Origin of the sequence: Phenylobacterium sp. (genome assembly GCF_041916435.1) — a bacterium.
In the GTDB taxonomy this organism is placed as follows: Bacteria; Pseudomonadota; Alphaproteobacteria; order Caulobacterales; family Caulobacteraceae; genus Phenylobacterium.
The window spans coordinates 108,139-123,545 of the sequence record NZ_JAYRZM010000006.1; the positions used below are offsets into that span (position 1 = coordinate 108,139).

Consider the following 15,407-nt stretch of genomic DNA (forward strand, 5'->3'; position numbering starts at 1 on the left):
CCGGATGAATGCGGGGCGCTAGGCGTGCTCGCCATACACATCGAGGATCTGCATGCGGGTGGCCTGCAGCCGCTGGATCAGCACAGGCATGAAACGGGTCATCAGCTCGTAGCCAAGGTCGTGGTCGGCGTCGCACTTGCCGCGCAGGCAGGCCGCGTCCATGGCGATCACGCGGGTGTAGTCGGCCGCCTTGGCGTCGTAGCTCCAGCGATAGGGCGCCACCAGCCAGGAGACGCCGACGATCTCGCCCGGGCCCAGGGTCTGGAAGGTGGTCGCGCCGCGGCCGGGCGCGCGCACCTCCAGGCTCACCCGCCCCTCGCGGATCAGGAAGAACTGGTCGGCCGGATCGCCCTCGTGGAACAGGTATTCGCCCGCCTGGAAGTGGGCGTTGCGCGCGCAGCCGCTCACCAGCCGGCCGAACGCCGGATCGAGATCGGCGAAGAACGGGTGCGCGCGCACCGTCGCCTCGATGTCCTTCACCGCGCCGGTCATGACCCGGCCTCCACGGCGTCGGCGCGGCTCGCGCGAATGGCGGCCGCCTCCTCGGTGATGTCGATGCCGACCGGACACCAGCTTATGCAGCGCCCGCAACCGACACAGCCGGACGAGCCGAACTGGTCGACCCAGGTGGCCAGCTTGTGGGTCATCCACTGGCGATAGCGCGAGCGGGCGCTGGCCCGCACCGAGCCACCGCCCATGTGGCTGAAGTCCAGGGTGAAGCAGGAGTCCCAGCGCTGCGTGCGCGAGGACTCCGCGCCGGCCAGGTCGCTGGCGTCCTCCGCCGAGGTGCAGAAGCAGGTGGGGCAGACCATGGTGCAGTTGGCGCAAGTCAGGCAGCGGTCGGCCACCTCGTCCCAGCGCGGATGCTCCAGGTTGCCGAGCAACAGGTCGTGCAGGTCGTCAGAGCGCATCTGGCGGCCCATGGACGCGGCGGTGCGCGCGATCACCGTCTCGGCCGCGGCCACGTCGGCTTCGGCGGCCGGACGGGTCGACAGCCCGGCCAGCACCTCGCGCCCCGCCGCGCTGCCCGCCTCCACGAGGAAGCGGTGCTCGCCGTCCAGGAGCTCGGTGAGCGCCAGGTCGAAGCCCGCCTCGACCCTCGGCCCGGCGTCCATGGACACGCAGAAGCACGTCCCGCCGGCCTGGCCGCAGTTGACCGCGACGATGAAGGCGCCCTCGCGCCGCGCCTGGTAGTAGGGGTCCACATGGGCCCCGCCCAGGAACACCCGGTCCTGGATGGCGATGGCCTTCAGCTCGCAGGCCCTCACGCCGATGAAGGCGAAGCGCTCGGCGGCGGGCGGCTCGGCCTCCACGGTGACGGCGTCGCCTCGCCTGCGCGCGGTCCACAGGCGCTGCACGGACGGGTGCAGATGCGCCTTCCACGATTGCGGCCCCACCGCATAGCCGAACAGGGCCTCGTCGTCGCGGCGCGCCAGTCGGTAGCGCCCGGCCTCCTGCACATCGCCCCAGCCGCGCGGCAGCTCGTCCGCGCCGTCGATGTCGCCGTAGACGATGGCCTGGTCGCGCACGGTGGGCGCCACCACGCGATAGCCGCGCCCCTTGAGGGCCTCGACCAAGCCCTCGAAAGCTGCCGCGGGGAGGATGGATCGCTGAGGAAGGTCCATTGAAGGCGGTCTCCGTCAGCCGGCCTCGGCGCGGCGAGCTTGGGCCCCGACGCCGCGCAAGTCCACCTGCGCGGCGCGGGCCTCGCCTATTTTCCGCCGACCCAGGTGTCGATGCGAAGCTTCAGGTTGAACCAGTCTTCCTTCAGCCACTGCATCAGGGTCTCGGCCTGTTCCGGATGAGCGTCGATCTCTTTCAGGCGCTCCTCCAGCATCTCCTTCTGGTGACGCAGGAAGGCCAGTTCGCCGGCCGCGTTCACCTTCTGCGTGAGAGCGCCTTTCTCGTGCTTCTTCTCGGCGTCGGCGATCTTCTCGTCCACCTCTTGCAGGAACGAGGCGACCTCTTGCCGGATGAAGGGCATGGACATGGACGTGCGGCCTTTCGAGCTTACGGAACACTGGATGGGCGCCGACGGCCGCGCCGATCGCGCAAGCCTCCGGACGACTCCCGTCGGGAGATGTAGGGGCCATACATAACAGAAAGGCGTTGAGGCAGATCAAGCCGCCTTCGCCGTCCGCCTTGACGGTGGTCAAGGCGCGCCCTTCCGCCCTCGTCGATGTTCGCCCCGCATCGGGAACGCAGGCAGTAGGAAGGAAGCTGGCATGAGCCGGGTTGCGGTGGTTACGGGCGGGACGCGAGGGATCGGCCACGCCATATCGGCGCGGTTGAAGGCTGACGGCATGCGCGTGGCCGCGCTCTACAGCGGCAACGACGAGGCCGCCATGCACACCCGCGAGGAGCTGGAGATCATCGTCCTGAAGTGCGACGTCGCCGAGAGCCTGGAGTGCCGCTCCGTCCTCGCCGAGATCGAGAGCCTGCTCGGCCCAGTGGACGTGCTGGTCAACAACGCCGGCATCACCCGCGACGCCACCCTGCACAAGATGAACGACAACGACTGGGACCGGGTGATCCGCGTCGACCTGAACGGCCTCTACAACATGACCCGCCCGGTGATCGAAGGCATGCGCGCCCGCGGCTTCGGCCGGATCATCAACATCTCCTCGATCAACGGCCAGAAGGGTCAGTTCGGCCAAACCAACTATTCGGCGGCCAAGGCCGGGGTGATCGGCTTCACCAAGGCGCTGGCCCTGGAGAACGCGCGCAAGGGGATCACGGTCAACGCCATCGCCCCCGGCTACATCGACACCGACATGGTCGCCCACGTGCCGCACGACGTGCTCGAGCAGATCAAGGCGGGCATTCCGGTGGGCCGCCTGGGCCGCCCCGAGGAGGTCGCCGCCTGCGTCTCGTTCCTGGCGGCCGAGGAGCAGGCCTTCATCACCGGCTCCACGCTCACCGTGAACGGCGGCCAGTACCTGGCCTGAGGCCCGTACCGGACGAAGTCACGCCCGAGGGGGCTCGCGCCGGCGCGAGCTCCCGAAGAACCAGCGCTTGCCAAGCTCGGTCGCCGCCACATAGCCCAGGGTGATCAGGCCGAGCGCGCCGAGGTCGCCAAGCCCCAGCGGCGCGAACCCGAACGCCGCCGACAAGTCCCCAAGGTACGGCGCGGCAAGGCCGGCGACGGCCACCACGGCCGTGGCCGCGAGCAGCGTGCGGCTCGGCCGACTTCGCCACGCCGGCCCCTGGGTGCGCAGGATCAGCACCACCATGAGCTCGGTCATGAGCGAGAGCACGAACCAGGAAGTCTGGAAAATCGGCTTGGACGCGCCCAGCACGCGCAGCAGCACGACGAAGGTCAACAGGTCGAACAGGCTGCTGATCAGGCCGAAAGCGACCATGAACCGCTCGATGTCCTTCACGCCCAGCCGCTGCGGCGTGGCGATCCGCTCCGGGTCGACGCGGTCCGAAGCGAGCGCGATCGCCGGCAGGTCCGACAGGAAGTTGTTCAGGAGCACCTGCTTGGCCGCCATGGGCAGGAACGGCAGCAGCGGCGCGGCCAGCGCCATGCTGACCATATTGCCGAAATTGGCGCTGATGGTGATCGAGATGTACTTGAGCGTATTGGCGAAGGTGCGCCGCCCGCCCTCGATGCCCAACCGCAGCACGTCCAGGTCGCGCCGCAGCAGCACCACGTCGGCGCTCTCGCGGGCCACGTCCACCGCCTGGTCCACGGAGACGCCCACGTCGGCGGCGTAGAGCGCCGGCGCGTCGTTGATCCCGTCGCCCAGGAAGCCCACCGCGTGGCCGGCCCGCTGCAGGGCGCGCACGATGCGTTCCTTCTGTTGGGGGTCGACCTCGGCGAACAGGGTGGTGCGCGGCGCGAGGTTCCACAGCGCCTCGTCCTTCAGCTTGGCCAACTCCTCACCGGTCAGCATGGCGCCGGCGTCCAGGCCGAGCGCCGCGGCCACGTGGCCCACCACGTGGCGGTTGTCACCGCTGACGATCTTCACCTCCACGCCCAGCTCGGCCAGGCTGCGGATCGTTTCGGCCGCCTCGGCCTTCGGCGGGTCGACGAACACCAGGAAGCCTTCCAGGCGCATGGCGGTCTCGTCACTGGCGCCGTAGTCGGGCTTGGGCGGCGGGCGGCTCGAGGCGAGCGCAAGCACGCGCAGGCCGGCCTCGCCCTGGCTTCGGCAATAGGCCTCGATCCGCTCGCGCGCCGCCGCGTCGATCACCGCCTCGCCGTCCATGACGCGTGCGGTAGCGCAGGCTTCCAGGACATTGGCGACGGCGCCCTTGGTGACCATCAGCCGCCCGCCGCCCGGTTCGTCGAGCACGACGGTCAGCCGCTTGCGCGTGAAGTCGTAAGGGATTTCGTCGACCTTGACGTACCCGGCCGCGCTCAGCCCGCGCTTGCGCCCGGAAGCCAGGATCGCCTGGTCGAGCGGGTTCTCGATGCCCGTCTCGAAGCCGGCGTTGAGGAAGCCAAGGCGGGCGGCCTCCTCGCTCGCCCGACCGAACGGATCCACCGCCGCCTCCAGTTCGATGGCGGCCTCGGTCAGGGTGCCGGTCTTGTCGGTGCAAAACACGGTCATCGCGCCGAGGTTCTCGATCGCCTCAAGCTGGCGCACCACCACGCCGCGCGCCGCCATGCGTCGGGCTCCGGCGGCGAGCGTGATGCTGATGATCGCCGGCAGGAGCTCCGGCGACATGCCCACGCCCAGCGCCACGGCGAACAGCAGGGAGTCGATGAACGGCCGGCCCAGGAGCTGGTTGACCGTGAGTACGAAGAGCACCACGCCGGTCATCACCCGGATCAGCATGGCGCCGAAGCGGCGCATCCCCCGGGCGAATTCGGTTTCGGTGGGCCGCGACTTCAGCCGCTCGGCCACCGCGCCGAACTGCGTCCGCCGCCCCGTCGCCACCACCACGGCTTCAGCCGTCCCGCTACGCACCGAGGCGCCCATGAAGACCGTGTTGATCCGCCCGACGGGCGAGGTGTCCGCGGCGAGCGGACCCGGCCGCTTCTCAACCGGGAAGGACTCGCCCGTCAGCACCGCTTGGCTGACCATCAGGTCCTGGGCCTGAACGACCACGGCGTCGGCGGGAACCACCGCGCCGGCAGCCAGGATCACCACGTCGCCCTCGACGAGCTCCCGAACGGGAATCGCGCGCACCGCGCCCTCGCGGCGGACCTTCGTCGTCAGCTCCAGTCGACGCCGCAGCTCGGCCAGGGCGGCCGAGGCGCGATACTCCTGCGAGAAGCCAAGCAGGGTGCTGCCGAGCACGATGGCCAGGATGATCGAGGCCTCCACCCACTCGCCCAGTCCAGCCGCGATCAGCGCGGCGAAGATCAGGATCAGCACCAGCGGGCTTCGCACCTGGCGCAGCAGGAGGATCGGGATCGAGGCCGAGCGCTCTTCCCGGATCTGGTTGGGGCCCTTGCGGCGCAGACGCTCAGCCGCCACCGGCTCCGCGAGGCCGTCGCGCGTGGAGCCCAGCCGGGCGAACAGCTCGTCGATGGGAAGCGCCCAATAGGGCGGCGCACGGCTGGCGGGCGCCGCCCGCGGCCGTTCTATGGCGTCGAGTCCGGCCTCAGGCATCGGCGGGTGAATCCGTGGCGACCCAATCATCTGGACGCACCCGCGCCGGAAGGAAAGAGGGGCCGCGCGAACGCCGCCGCTGAACGCCTTCGCTGTTGATGAAGGTCAACGCGGCGCGCGCGCGATCTCGGTCAACTGACGCCACCAGCCGCCGAGATTTCTCATGCCCGCCAGATCAGACCGCAAGCCCCGCGCCGCCGCCCTCGCCCTTGGCCTCATGCTCGCCGCCGCGCCGGCGCTGGCGCAGGAGAGCGCGGCCACCGTCGAGATGCCGCTGGACCAGCCCACGACCATCGACGGGATCGAGGCGGCCTGCACCGGCATCGGCCAGACCCGCGAGGACCCGGCCTGGAAGAGCTATGGGGTGCGCATCGAGTTCTCCAACGCCAAGAACGAGTATCTCGGCGCGGGCGCGATCCGGCTGAAGGACCGCGCGGGCAAGGTGCTGCTCGACGCGAGCTGCGACGCGCCCTGGATCCTGCTGCGCCTGCCGCCCGGCGCCTACAGCGTCGAAGGCTGGCTTCCGGGGGCGTCGCTGCCCGCCCGCAGCGCGCCGATCAGCCCGCCCAAGGAAGGCCAGACCCGCTTCGTCCTGCAATTCCCGGATGCGCCATGATGCGCAACGGTTGCAGCCCGGCGCATTCAAGCTGAGCCATTGCGGCGAATTTGATCCAGGTCAAAGACGCCCGCCCTGACACGCCTGCATCGAACCCCTTCGCGAGCCGAGATCGCGCAGGGAGGCGGCGCTGCTCAAGACCTACATCTTGCAAGGACACCGCGCGAGCGACGGCGAGGCGGTGATCGAACCGCTGCTGTGCTCGAGCGACGCCCAGGCCCTGTCCAAGGCGCGCGAATGGCTGGCGGCGCATCCGGAATGCGACGCCGTGGGCGTGCTCTTCGGGGCTGACGAACTGTTCCACGTCGCCCAGCCGGCCTAGGCCGCGGGCGCGGTCCTACCGAACGGGCCGGCCCGTCACTTCGACTCCGGAACCTCCCAACCGATCGCCTGCAGGGCGTCGCGCGCCAGGTCCACGGCCTGCATGTCCTCGATCGTCGGCGGAATCTTGGGCTCCTCGCCCGCGGTGATCGAGCGGATCACGTTGCGCAGGATCTTGCCCGAGCGGGTCTTGGGCAGCTTCTCGGTGACCGCGACCACCTTGAACGCCGCCACCGGGCCGAGCTCGTCGCGCACCATCTGCACGAGCTCCTTCGAGAGCTCGGCGCCGGCCAGTTGCTGGCCGGCCTTGGGCACCACCAGGGCCACCGGCGCCTGGCCCTTCAGGGCGTCGGGCGCACCGACCACGGCGCACTCGGCGATCGCCGGGTGGGCGGCGATGATCTGCTCGATCCCGCCGGTCGACAGCCGGTGCCCGGCCACGTTGATGATGTCGTCGATCCGGGACATCACGTGCACGAAGCCGTCGTCGTCGATGAACCCGGCGTCGCCGGCCGTGTAGTAGCCGGGATGGCGCGACAGGTAGGCCCGGTCGTAGCCGGCCTGGTCGTTCCACAGCGTCGTGGCGCAGCCGGGCGGCAGCGGCAGGTTGATGACGAGATCGCCCATCTCCCCGGCCGGCAGCACCTCGTGGTCTTCGTGCAGCACGGCGAAGCGGTAGCCGGGCGTCGGCCGGCCGGCCGCGCCGATGCGCACGTCGGCGTCGCCGAGGCCGAAGCAGACCGCCAGCGCCGGCCAGCCCAGCTCGGTCTGCCACCAGTGGTCGATGACGGGGCGGTCCAGATTCCTCTGCGACCAGGTGACGGTCTCCGGATCGGCGCGCTCGCCGGCCAGGAACAGGGCGCGCAGGTCGCCGACGCCGCCGTCCTTGATGTAGAGGGCGTCCGGGTCCTCCCGGCGGATCGCCCGGATGGCCGTCGGCGCGGTGAAGAACACCGAGACCTTCTCCTTGCGGATGATCCGCCAGAAGGCGCCCGCGTCCGGCGTGCCCACCGGCTTGCCCTCGTAGAGGATGGTCGTGCAGCCGTGCAGCAGCGGGCCGTAGACGATGTAGCTGTGTCCCACGACCCAGCCGATGTCCGAGGCGGCCCAGAACACCTCGCCGGGCTCCACGCCATAGATGTTGCGCATCGACCAGGCGAGCGCCACCGCATGGCCGCCGTTGTCGCGCACCACGCCCTTGGGCAGGCCCGTGGTGCCGGAGGTGTAGAGCACGTAGAGCGGATCGTTCGCGCCGACGGGCACGCAGGCGTGCGGGCTCGCCCCGGCGAGGGCCTCGCTCCAGTCGCGGTCGCGCGCCGGGTCCATCTCGGCCGCAAGCTGCGGACGTTGCAGGATCAGGCAGCGGTCCACCTTGTGCGCGGAGAGCTCCAGGGCGTGATCCAGGAGCGGCTTGTAGGCGACGAGGCGCTGCGGCTCGATCCCGCACGAGGCCGAGAGCACCATCTTGGGCTTGGCGTCGTCGATGCGCTTGGCGAGCTCGGCGGCGGCGAACCCGCCGAACACCACCGAATGTACCGCCCCCAGCCGCGCGCAGGCGAGCATGCCGATCACCGCCTCGGGCACCATCGGCATGTAGATCACCACGCGGTCGCCGACGCCCACGCCCTCGGCCGCCAGCACGCCGGCCAGCCGCGCGGTCTCGGCCTGCAGCTCGGCGAAGGTGAAGCGGCGCGAGGAGCCGGTGACCGGGCTTTCCCAGATGAGCGCGGCCCGCTCGCCCGCGCCCGCCGCCACGTGGCGGTCCACGGCGTTGAAGCAGGTGTTGAGCTTGCCGTCGGCGAACCAGGCCTCGCCGTTCCAGGCCTTGGTCGGGGCGCGATCCCAGTCGATGGCCGCCGCGGCCGCCATCCAGAACGCCTCGGGATGCTCCACGCTCTCCCGATAGACCTTGTCCGCCTCAGCTCGCGCCACGTTTCCTCACCCTTGTCCGGCCGCCAGTTCGTCGATCATGACGTCATCGAGGACCGAGGAGACCGAACCGGCGTCCGGGCACGTCGTCGTCTCGCGGGCGTCCCCGAGCGGCCCATATCCGTAGCACCTCGCAAGCGCCGCGCCCATCCGATACTCCGTCCGCCCCACGCGACGCGGCGCGGATTGGCGCCTAGCTGTAGCGGGCTTCCAGGAGGTCGATCTCGCGCACGAGGCGGCGGGCTTCCTCGTCCTCGAGTTCGCGCGCCCTGGCCCTGCGGAAGATCTCAGCGCGCTCGGCGGCCAGGCCCGCCAGGCGCAGCTTCCGTTCGATCTGGTCGATCTGCTGATCGAGGGCGAGCGCTTCGGGGCCGCGCGCCCGCGCGTCGATGCGCTGGCGATAGAGTTGCATCACCCGCGCCGCGGCGCCGGCGTAGAGGTCGGCGTCGGCTCGCCCCTCGGCCAGGGCGTGCTGGGCGCCCTCGATCGCCTGGATCGCCGCCTGGGCGGCGGCCACGCGAGCCTCGTCGATCTCCACCTGCCGCGACGGTTCCGGCGGGATCTTGAGCCCTTCAAGCACCCTCGGGAGACCGACGCTGGCGACGACGAGCGACACCAGGATCACGCCGCCAGCCAGGAAGATCGCCAGGTTCCTTGCGGGAAAGGCCGTTCCATCGTGCAGATGAAGCGGCAAAGTGAGCACGCCCGCCAAGGTGATGGCGCCGCGTACGCCCGCGAGCGTCATGGCCGCGATAAGTCGCCAGTCGGCCGTTTGGGAAACCGCGTCGCGCCGGCGCGCGCGGAACAGCGTCCAGCGAAACGACATCCAGACCCAGGCGAACCGCATGGCGCCCAGCGCCGCGACGATGGCCAGCACGTAGATCGCCAGCCACCAGGCTTCGGCGTGGCCGGTCGTCTTGACGGTCTTGGCCGCCTTCGACAGCAGCGCCGGCATCTGTTCGCCGAGCAGCACGAAGATGACGCCGTTGGCCGTGAACTGGACGGTGTCCCAGACCGCGGTGCGGCGCACCCGGGTCGCCGCCAGCGCGAGGCCCGTCTGTTCGGTGAAGCTCATGGTGACGCCGGCCGCCACCGCCGCCAGGATCGCCGAACAGTGCAAGCGCTCGGCCGCCAGATAGGCGGCGAACGGCATGAGCAGGCTGACCAGCACCTGCGCGCCGGTGTCCTCGCCCAGACGGTCGCTGACCCACTGCTTGGCCCGCGAAACGCCCAGGGTGACGCCCACGCCCACCGCGACGCCGCCCAACGCCAGCCAGAGGAACGACAGCACCGCCTGCTGGACCGAAAAGCCGCCGGTGAGCATGGCCGCGACGGCCAGGCGCATGCAGACGAGCCCGGAGGCGTCGTTGAGCAGCGCCTCGCCCTCGAGGATGTGCATCATCCGCTTGGGGATCGGCGCGCGCGCGGAGATCGCCGAAACGGCGATGGGGTCGGTGGGCGAGATGATCGCCGCCAGGGCGAAGGCCACCGCCAGCGGCACGGCGGGGATCATCCAGTGGATGAACCAGCCCAGCCCGAGGACCGTCAGCACGACCAGGCCGATGGCGAGCGCCAGCACGGCGGCCCGGTCGCGCAGCAGGTCCCCCTTGGGGATGCGCCAGCCGTCCAGGAACAGGAGCGGCGGCAGGAACAGGAGGAAGAAGAGCTCCGGGCGCAGCTCGACGGCCTGGATCTCCAGCAGGGCGATCGCCGCGCCCAGCCCGATCTGCACCAACGGCAGCGGCAGGCGCGTCACCCTGGCGAGAATGCCGCTGATCACCACCGCCAGCAGGAAGAACAGGCTGGTGATGACCGGGTCCAGGGGCGCCATCGCGTCGAAGTCCTCTCGCGCCCCCTCCAGGTCAGCTGCTTGGGGACTTGGGCGCGTTCTCACGCCTTAGCTGAAAAGAAGCCAGAGCATAGTGCGCTATCGCCCAGGCGAGGATCAGCACGGTCGACAACAGCCCGATGCGCGTGGCCGACGTGAGCGTCGCATGGCAAGCCGCGACCATCGACTGCGGCGCCCCGTCCAGCGCCTCGCCGCCGGGACAGGCCACGGCGAAATCGCCCAGTCCCAAGCTGGTGAAGAGCCCGCGCCCCGCCGCGTCGATCACCAGCCCGGCCACATATGGACCGGCGCCCAGCCCCAGGAAGTTCTGGAACAGCAGCACCAGGGCCATGCCCGTGGCCACCATCCGCAAGCCCAGGAGCTTATGCAGCGCGCTGAGCGTGGGAATGATGAACCAGTTCATGAAGAAGCTGGCGAGGAAGGTGCAGGCGACGGCCATGCGCCAGTCGCCGACCGTGTAGGCCGCCAGCGTCGCCGGCATCGCGCACCCCAAGCCGATGATCGGCAGCCACGCGTGCCAGCGGTCGTTGCGCGCCGTGACCATGTCGGTCAGGCGGCCGCTGACGATCAGGCACGCCGCGCTCGCCAAGCCGCCCGACAGGCCGAATATCAGCCCGATCTGCGCATAGCTCAGGCCGAAGGCCCGGATGAAGTAGGGTTGGGTGAAGGCGCTGATCGCGCCGAAGGCGAACGAGGCCAGGGTGAAGCCGAGGACCAGGTTGACGAGAGCCGCGGAGGTCACGAGCCGCCTGAGCACTTCGCCCATCCTGGCCGCCGGCCTTTGCGCCGCGCCGCCCGGCCGCCCGTGCCCCGGATCCTTCATGGTCAGCTTCATCGCGAGCGCGACCAAGATCCCCGGAGCGCCGACCACCAGGAAGGCGATCCGCCATCCGTAGCGCTCGGCCACGACGCCGGCCGACATCGCCCCGACCATCGTCCCCACCGTCGCGCCCAATTGGTAGATCGACAGGGCGCGCGAACGTTCGCCGGGCTCGAACGCGTCGGCGATCATGGAGTGGGAGCACGGATTGCAGCCGGCTTCGCCCACGCCGACGCCCACTCGAAACAGGGCGAGTTGCACGAAGTTCTGGGCGAGACCGCAAGCCATCGTCATGCCGGACCAGACGACCAGGCAGACGGATATGATGTTGATCCGGTTGCGCCGGTCGGCCAGCCAGGCGAGCGGCAGGCCGGCCAGGCAGTAGAGCACCACGAAGGCGAAGCCCTGCAGGAGGCCCAACTGCGTGTCGCTCAGGCGCAGGTCGATCTTGATCGCCTGGGCCAGCGTGCCGATCACGCTGCGGTCCATGAAGTTGCAGGCGTAGGCCAGCGAGAGCATCCAGAGCAGCGGCCGTCCGTAGACGGCCGCCCTCTCCTCTCCGGACGCTCCTGCGGCCGCTGAAGCGGAACGCACGCCGAGGGCTTCCGACTAGAAGCCTCCGAACTTCTTCCAGATCTGGATCCCGAACATCCGCGGCGCCGCATAGTTGGCGACGGAGAAGCCGAGGGTCTGCAACTGCGGCGTCTTGCCCGCGGCGTAGAGTTCGTCGGTCGCGTTGTTGACGAACGCGGCCACGTTCCAGCCGGACTGGTTCACGTCGGTCCATTCGGCCCGCAGGTTGAGGGTCACGTAGCCCTTCTGCGAAATGCCGTCGAGGCCGCTGGGCAGGAGCTGTAGGTCGCGCGCCGCGGTCGCCTCGAAGTACTCCCGCGACTGGGCGTAAGCCGTCGCCATCAGGGCCACCGTGCCGCGCTTGGCGTCGACCGGCGGATAGTAGGTCACCGTCACGTGCCCCTGGTCCGCGGGCATGTAGGGGAAGGGGTTGTTGGTCAGGTCCAGGTAGCAGAGGCCGGCGGGCGAGTCCGCGACGCAGATCGCGTCTCCGGGCTTGGCGATGTTGAACGGGTCCGAGCCGGTCCACGTCGTGTACTTGGCGTCGTTGTGCGCGTAAGTGAACCCGATGTTCCATTGCGGGCTCGGGATGACCGTCCCCGCCATCTCGAAGCCGCGGAGCTTCGCGCCGGCGATGTTGGCCAGATATCGCACGCTGGTCGTGCCGATGAGGCCGGTCAGCTGCTCGGTGATGTTCTCGAAGTCGTTGTTGTAGATGTCGGCGTTGATGCGGGCGACGACGCCGCCGATCTCGAAGTCCGCCTTCATGCCGATTTCCTGGGCCTTCACCGTTTCGGCGTCGTAGGTCGGCTTGAAGTTCGGCAGCGACTCCGCGGCCTGGCCGAGCGCGTTCACGCCGCCGGGGACGTAGGCGCGGGAGGCGGTCACGTAGACCATGAACCGGTCGGTGAACTGCTCCGACGCCGAGAAGGTGTAGTTGTAGCCCTTGCTCTTGATGCCGGTCCTGGAAGGCGTCGTGCCGGGCGTATAGACGCCGGAGGGATTGTTGATCACGGCGGGCAGCGTCGTCTGGCTGGTGTCGTCCCAGCTATAGCGGTAGCCCGCGGTGAGGCTCAGGCCATGGACGCCCCACTTGGAGACGTCCAGCGTGCCTTGGCCATAGACGGCCTTTTCCTCGCTCGTGGACTTCACGATGAAGCCCACGGCGTTGTTGTAGCCGAGGTTCGGGTTCAGGACGCCGCTGAACAGCTTGTAGACGTTGGTCGTGCCTTCGAAGTTGTTCTCCGGCGCCTTCTGATATTGGTAGAAGCCGCCGACGGTCGCCTTGAGGAGGCCGTCCGCCACGTCGGCGTGAATCTGGAACTCCTCGGTGTAGGTCTTCAGAGGACGGCCCAGCTTGGGCGTCAGTCTGTTGCCCTGCTCGTTGTTCACGCCGAAGTTGCTGTAGAAGGCGTTGGCGAAGGCGCCCTCCTCCGCCGCCCCGCCGATCCCGTCGTAGGTGCCGCTCACGTCGGAGACGAAGGCGTCGTAGGAGAAGATGTTCTTCAGGTCGATCCGCACGGGACCGGCGTTGTCGAGGTGGTATTCGCTGACGTTGACCGCGCTGGCGTGGCGCAGCTTGCTGAAGTCGATCTGGCTGTCGTAGCTGCCCGGCGTCGAACGCGCGGCGGAGTCGCCGGAGTCCTGGCGCGCCTGTTCGTCGATCAGTTGCTGCTTGATGCTCTGCACCGTGCTGACGCGCTGGGCGACGCAGGTGTTGACGTCGGTGGCGTAGCCCTGGGCGACCGCCGTCGCGCACACGCCGCCGAACACGGCCTGACCGCTCGCCGCGGTGACGTTGTAGATGCCGATGTTCGGGTTGTAGGCGGCCAGCACGAGGCTCGTCGCCGCCTGGTCGACGCTCAGGTAGTTCACCGCGAGATAGTTCTCGAAGTTGCCCGCCTTGAACTCCACGCCCAGCCTGTACTGCTGGTTCTGCACGTCGTCGTACTTGTGCGAGGTGTTGAGGACCTTCGTGTAGCCGTCGACGTGGTTGCTGTTGACGGCGAAACGGACCGCCAGATGGTCTTCGATGAGCGGAACGTTGACGACCCCGGTGAACTGCGCACGGCCATAGTTGCCGACGGTCACGTCGATGGAGCCGCCGTATTCGTTGAGCACCGGCCTTTGCGGATAGATCAGGACCGCGCCGGCGGCGCTCGAACGGCCGAAGAGCGTGCCTTGCGGGCCGTTGAGCACCTGGGTGGACGCGATATCCATGAAGGGGGAGCTGGCGATGCCGCCGCAACAGGGCGCATCGGAGAAATAGGTGGTCACCCCTGCGGTCAGGCCGCGAACGGCGAAGCGCGCGTTCATCGAGTTGAAGTAGGAGGCGATGCTGAGGGACGGGGTGACCGTCGCCAGATCCGACACCGCGACGATGTTCTGCTTGCGAAGCTGGTCGGCGCTCACGGCGGTCACGGTCGCCGGCACGGACTGCAGGTTCTCCTCGACCCTGCGCGCGGTCACCACGACCGTCTCCAGCGTGGGGCCGTCCTTGGCGGCTTCAGCCTCGTCGCTGGCGTCCGCGGCCATCGCGGAGCCCGCCGACGCCATCAGCACGGTGGCGACAGACGACAATAGAAGCGTCCTGGAAAGCATCGTTCTCCCCCTTGCGCGGTGGCTTGCTCGGGGCAGCCTTCCGACGCTGTGTTTGTTTCGTTTTTGGGCTCGACCGACCTGGTCCGGAAGCGCTTGGAAGCCGCCTCAGGGCCCGCTCGATCGATTTTGGTAACCTGCTACCAATGAATTGGATAACTGGTTACTGGACAATGTCAACCGCCGTTCGGATGGCGGATCGGGCCCAGTCCAGCGCAGCGAGGCCAGCGCATCGAGGCCAGCGCATCGAGGCCAGCGCATCGAGGCCGGCGGGCCGGACCGCCTAGTAGCCCTGCGGGCCGTGCACTAGGCGATAGGTGTTCTGCAGGCGCACGGGATCGACGCCGCCGCTGTGCTCGGTGGTGCTGCCGAACAAAAGGCGCCGGCCAAGCAGATCGGCCATCTGCGGCGGCTGGTCCGCCAGCCAGGCGTCGTCCAGATGGCGGTAGTCTTCGACCGGCTCGAAGCCGATCCGGGTGTAGGTCATGTGCAGCACGACGCGCTCGCCGGGGATCTGGCGCGAATAATTGCCGTGCCATACCGAGCCGTCCCAAAGGCAGAGCGAGCCCTTCGGCGCGATGATCGGCTGGGCGTTGGGAAGGTTCTTGCGCACGTCGCGGGGCGGATGACGCCGCTCCTTGTGCGTGCCGGGCGCGATCAGGGTCGCGCCGGATTCGGCGGTGAATTCGTCGGTCACCCAGCACGCCGTGCACATGATGTTCCAGGCGGGGAACGGCTCGGGAAACCAGCTGTTGTCGGCGTGCAGCGCCAGCGGCGCGCCGTCCTGGCGGCGGACCGAGCCGACAAGCTGGCTGAGGCGAAAGCCCCGCCCCAGAAGGTATTCCGCCATGGCCATGAGGCGCGGCACGCGGACCGCCTCGGCGAACACCGGGTCGCGGCCCAGGAGCAGGCCCGCGCCGCGCGCCTGCAGCGGCCCGGCCTCCGTCGCCTCGGACAGTCGAAGGATCGCCTCGCGCACCCGGTCGGTGAGCGCGTGCGCCGCCGGGTCCTGCAGGATCGTGAAGCCGTTGTCGACCATCTCGCGGACGTTGGCGCGAAGGTCCAGTTCGTCGATCCGCGCGGCGAGATCGTCCGGGACGGCGTAGGGGTCAACTTGGGCGTCTGGGGCCATGG

General features: G+C 69.3%; 12 protein-coding genes. 3 read left to right on the top strand and 9 right to left on the bottom strand.

Going from position 1 to position 15,407, the window contains the following annotated elements:
• Positions 1-18: 18 nt before the first annotated feature.
• From ACE3TA_RS17370 to ACE3TA_RS17380, 3 genes are all read right to left on the bottom strand, one after another.
• On the bottom strand, positions 19-492 hold the full coding sequence (locus ACE3TA_RS17370) for a cyclic nucleotide-binding domain-containing protein (RefSeq protein ID WP_374575571.1): 474 nt from the start codon (positions 490-492) through the stop codon (positions 19-21).
• Entirely contained in the window at positions 489-1,577 is a 1,089-nt protein-coding gene (locus ACE3TA_RS17375) for a 4Fe-4S dicluster domain-containing protein (RefSeq protein WP_374575572.1), read from the bottom strand. The genes ACE3TA_RS17370 and ACE3TA_RS17375 overlap by 4 nt, the downstream gene beginning before the upstream one ends.
• 134 nt (positions 1,578-1,711) lie before the next feature.
• Positions 1,712-1,990: a hypothetical protein gene (locus ACE3TA_RS17380; protein ID WP_374575573.1), complete on the bottom strand. Its 279-nt coding sequence runs from the start codon at positions 1,988-1,990 to the stop codon at positions 1,712-1,714.
• Positions 1,991-2,225: 235 nt separating this feature from the next.
• On the opposite strand from ACE3TA_RS17380, the gene phbB reads away from it, so the two are divergent.
• A complete protein-coding gene (gene phbB / locus ACE3TA_RS17385) occupies positions 2,226-2,948 on the top strand; it encodes an acetoacetyl-CoA reductase (RefSeq protein WP_374575574.1) in 723 nt (240 codons plus the stop codon).
• A gap of 18 nt (positions 2,949-2,966) precedes the next feature.
• Here the strand turns inward: phbB and mgtA are convergent, their stop codons facing one another.
• Positions 2,967-5,567, bottom strand: a complete 2,601-nt coding sequence (mgtA, locus tag ACE3TA_RS17390; protein ID WP_374575575.1) for a magnesium-translocating P-type ATPase — start codon at positions 5,565-5,567, stop codon at positions 2,967-2,969.
• Positions 5,568-5,730: 163 nt separating this feature from the next.
• Here mgtA and ACE3TA_RS17395 point away from each other — a divergent pair, with 163 nt between their 5' ends.
• Positions 5,731-6,183: a hypothetical protein gene (locus ACE3TA_RS17395; protein ID WP_374575576.1), complete on the top strand. Its 453-nt coding sequence runs from the start codon at positions 5,731-5,733 to the stop codon at positions 6,181-6,183.
• A gap of 148 nt (positions 6,184-6,331) precedes the next feature.
• Positions 6,332-6,505 (top strand): hypothetical protein, encoded by a 174-nt coding sequence (locus ACE3TA_RS17400; RefSeq protein ID WP_374575577.1) that lies wholly within the window; start codon positions 6,332-6,334, stop codon positions 6,503-6,505.
• A gap of 35 nt (positions 6,506-6,540) precedes the next feature.
• On the opposite strand, the gene ACE3TA_RS17405 is transcribed toward ACE3TA_RS17400, so the two are convergent.
• The 5 genes from ACE3TA_RS17405 to ACE3TA_RS17425 form a co-directional block, all read right to left on the bottom strand.
• Positions 6,541-8,436: an AMP-binding protein gene (locus ACE3TA_RS17405; RefSeq protein ID WP_374575578.1), complete on the bottom strand. Its 1,896-nt coding sequence runs from the start codon at positions 8,434-8,436 to the stop codon at positions 6,541-6,543.
• Between the two features lie 190 nt (positions 8,437-8,626).
• On the bottom strand, positions 8,627-10,264 hold the full coding sequence (locus tag ACE3TA_RS17410; RefSeq protein ID WP_374575579.1) for a Na+/H+ antiporter: 1,638 nt from the start codon (positions 10,262-10,264) through the stop codon (positions 8,627-8,629).
• 31 nt (positions 10,265-10,295) lie between these two features.
• Positions 10,296-11,696, bottom strand: a complete 1,401-nt coding sequence (locus ACE3TA_RS17415) for a spinster family MFS transporter (RefSeq protein ID WP_374575581.1) — start codon at positions 11,694-11,696, stop codon at positions 10,296-10,298.
• 15 nt (positions 11,697-11,711) lie between these two features.
• Positions 11,712-14,255, bottom strand: a complete 2,544-nt coding sequence (locus ACE3TA_RS17420; RefSeq protein ID WP_374575582.1) for a TonB-dependent receptor — start codon at positions 14,253-14,255, stop codon at positions 11,712-11,714.
• A gap of 301 nt (positions 14,256-14,556) precedes the next feature.
• On the bottom strand, positions 14,557-15,405 hold the full coding sequence (locus ACE3TA_RS17425) for a phytanoyl-CoA dioxygenase family protein (RefSeq protein WP_374575583.1): 849 nt from the start codon (positions 15,403-15,405) through the stop codon (positions 14,557-14,559).
• Positions 15,406-15,407 lie beyond the last annotated feature (2 nt).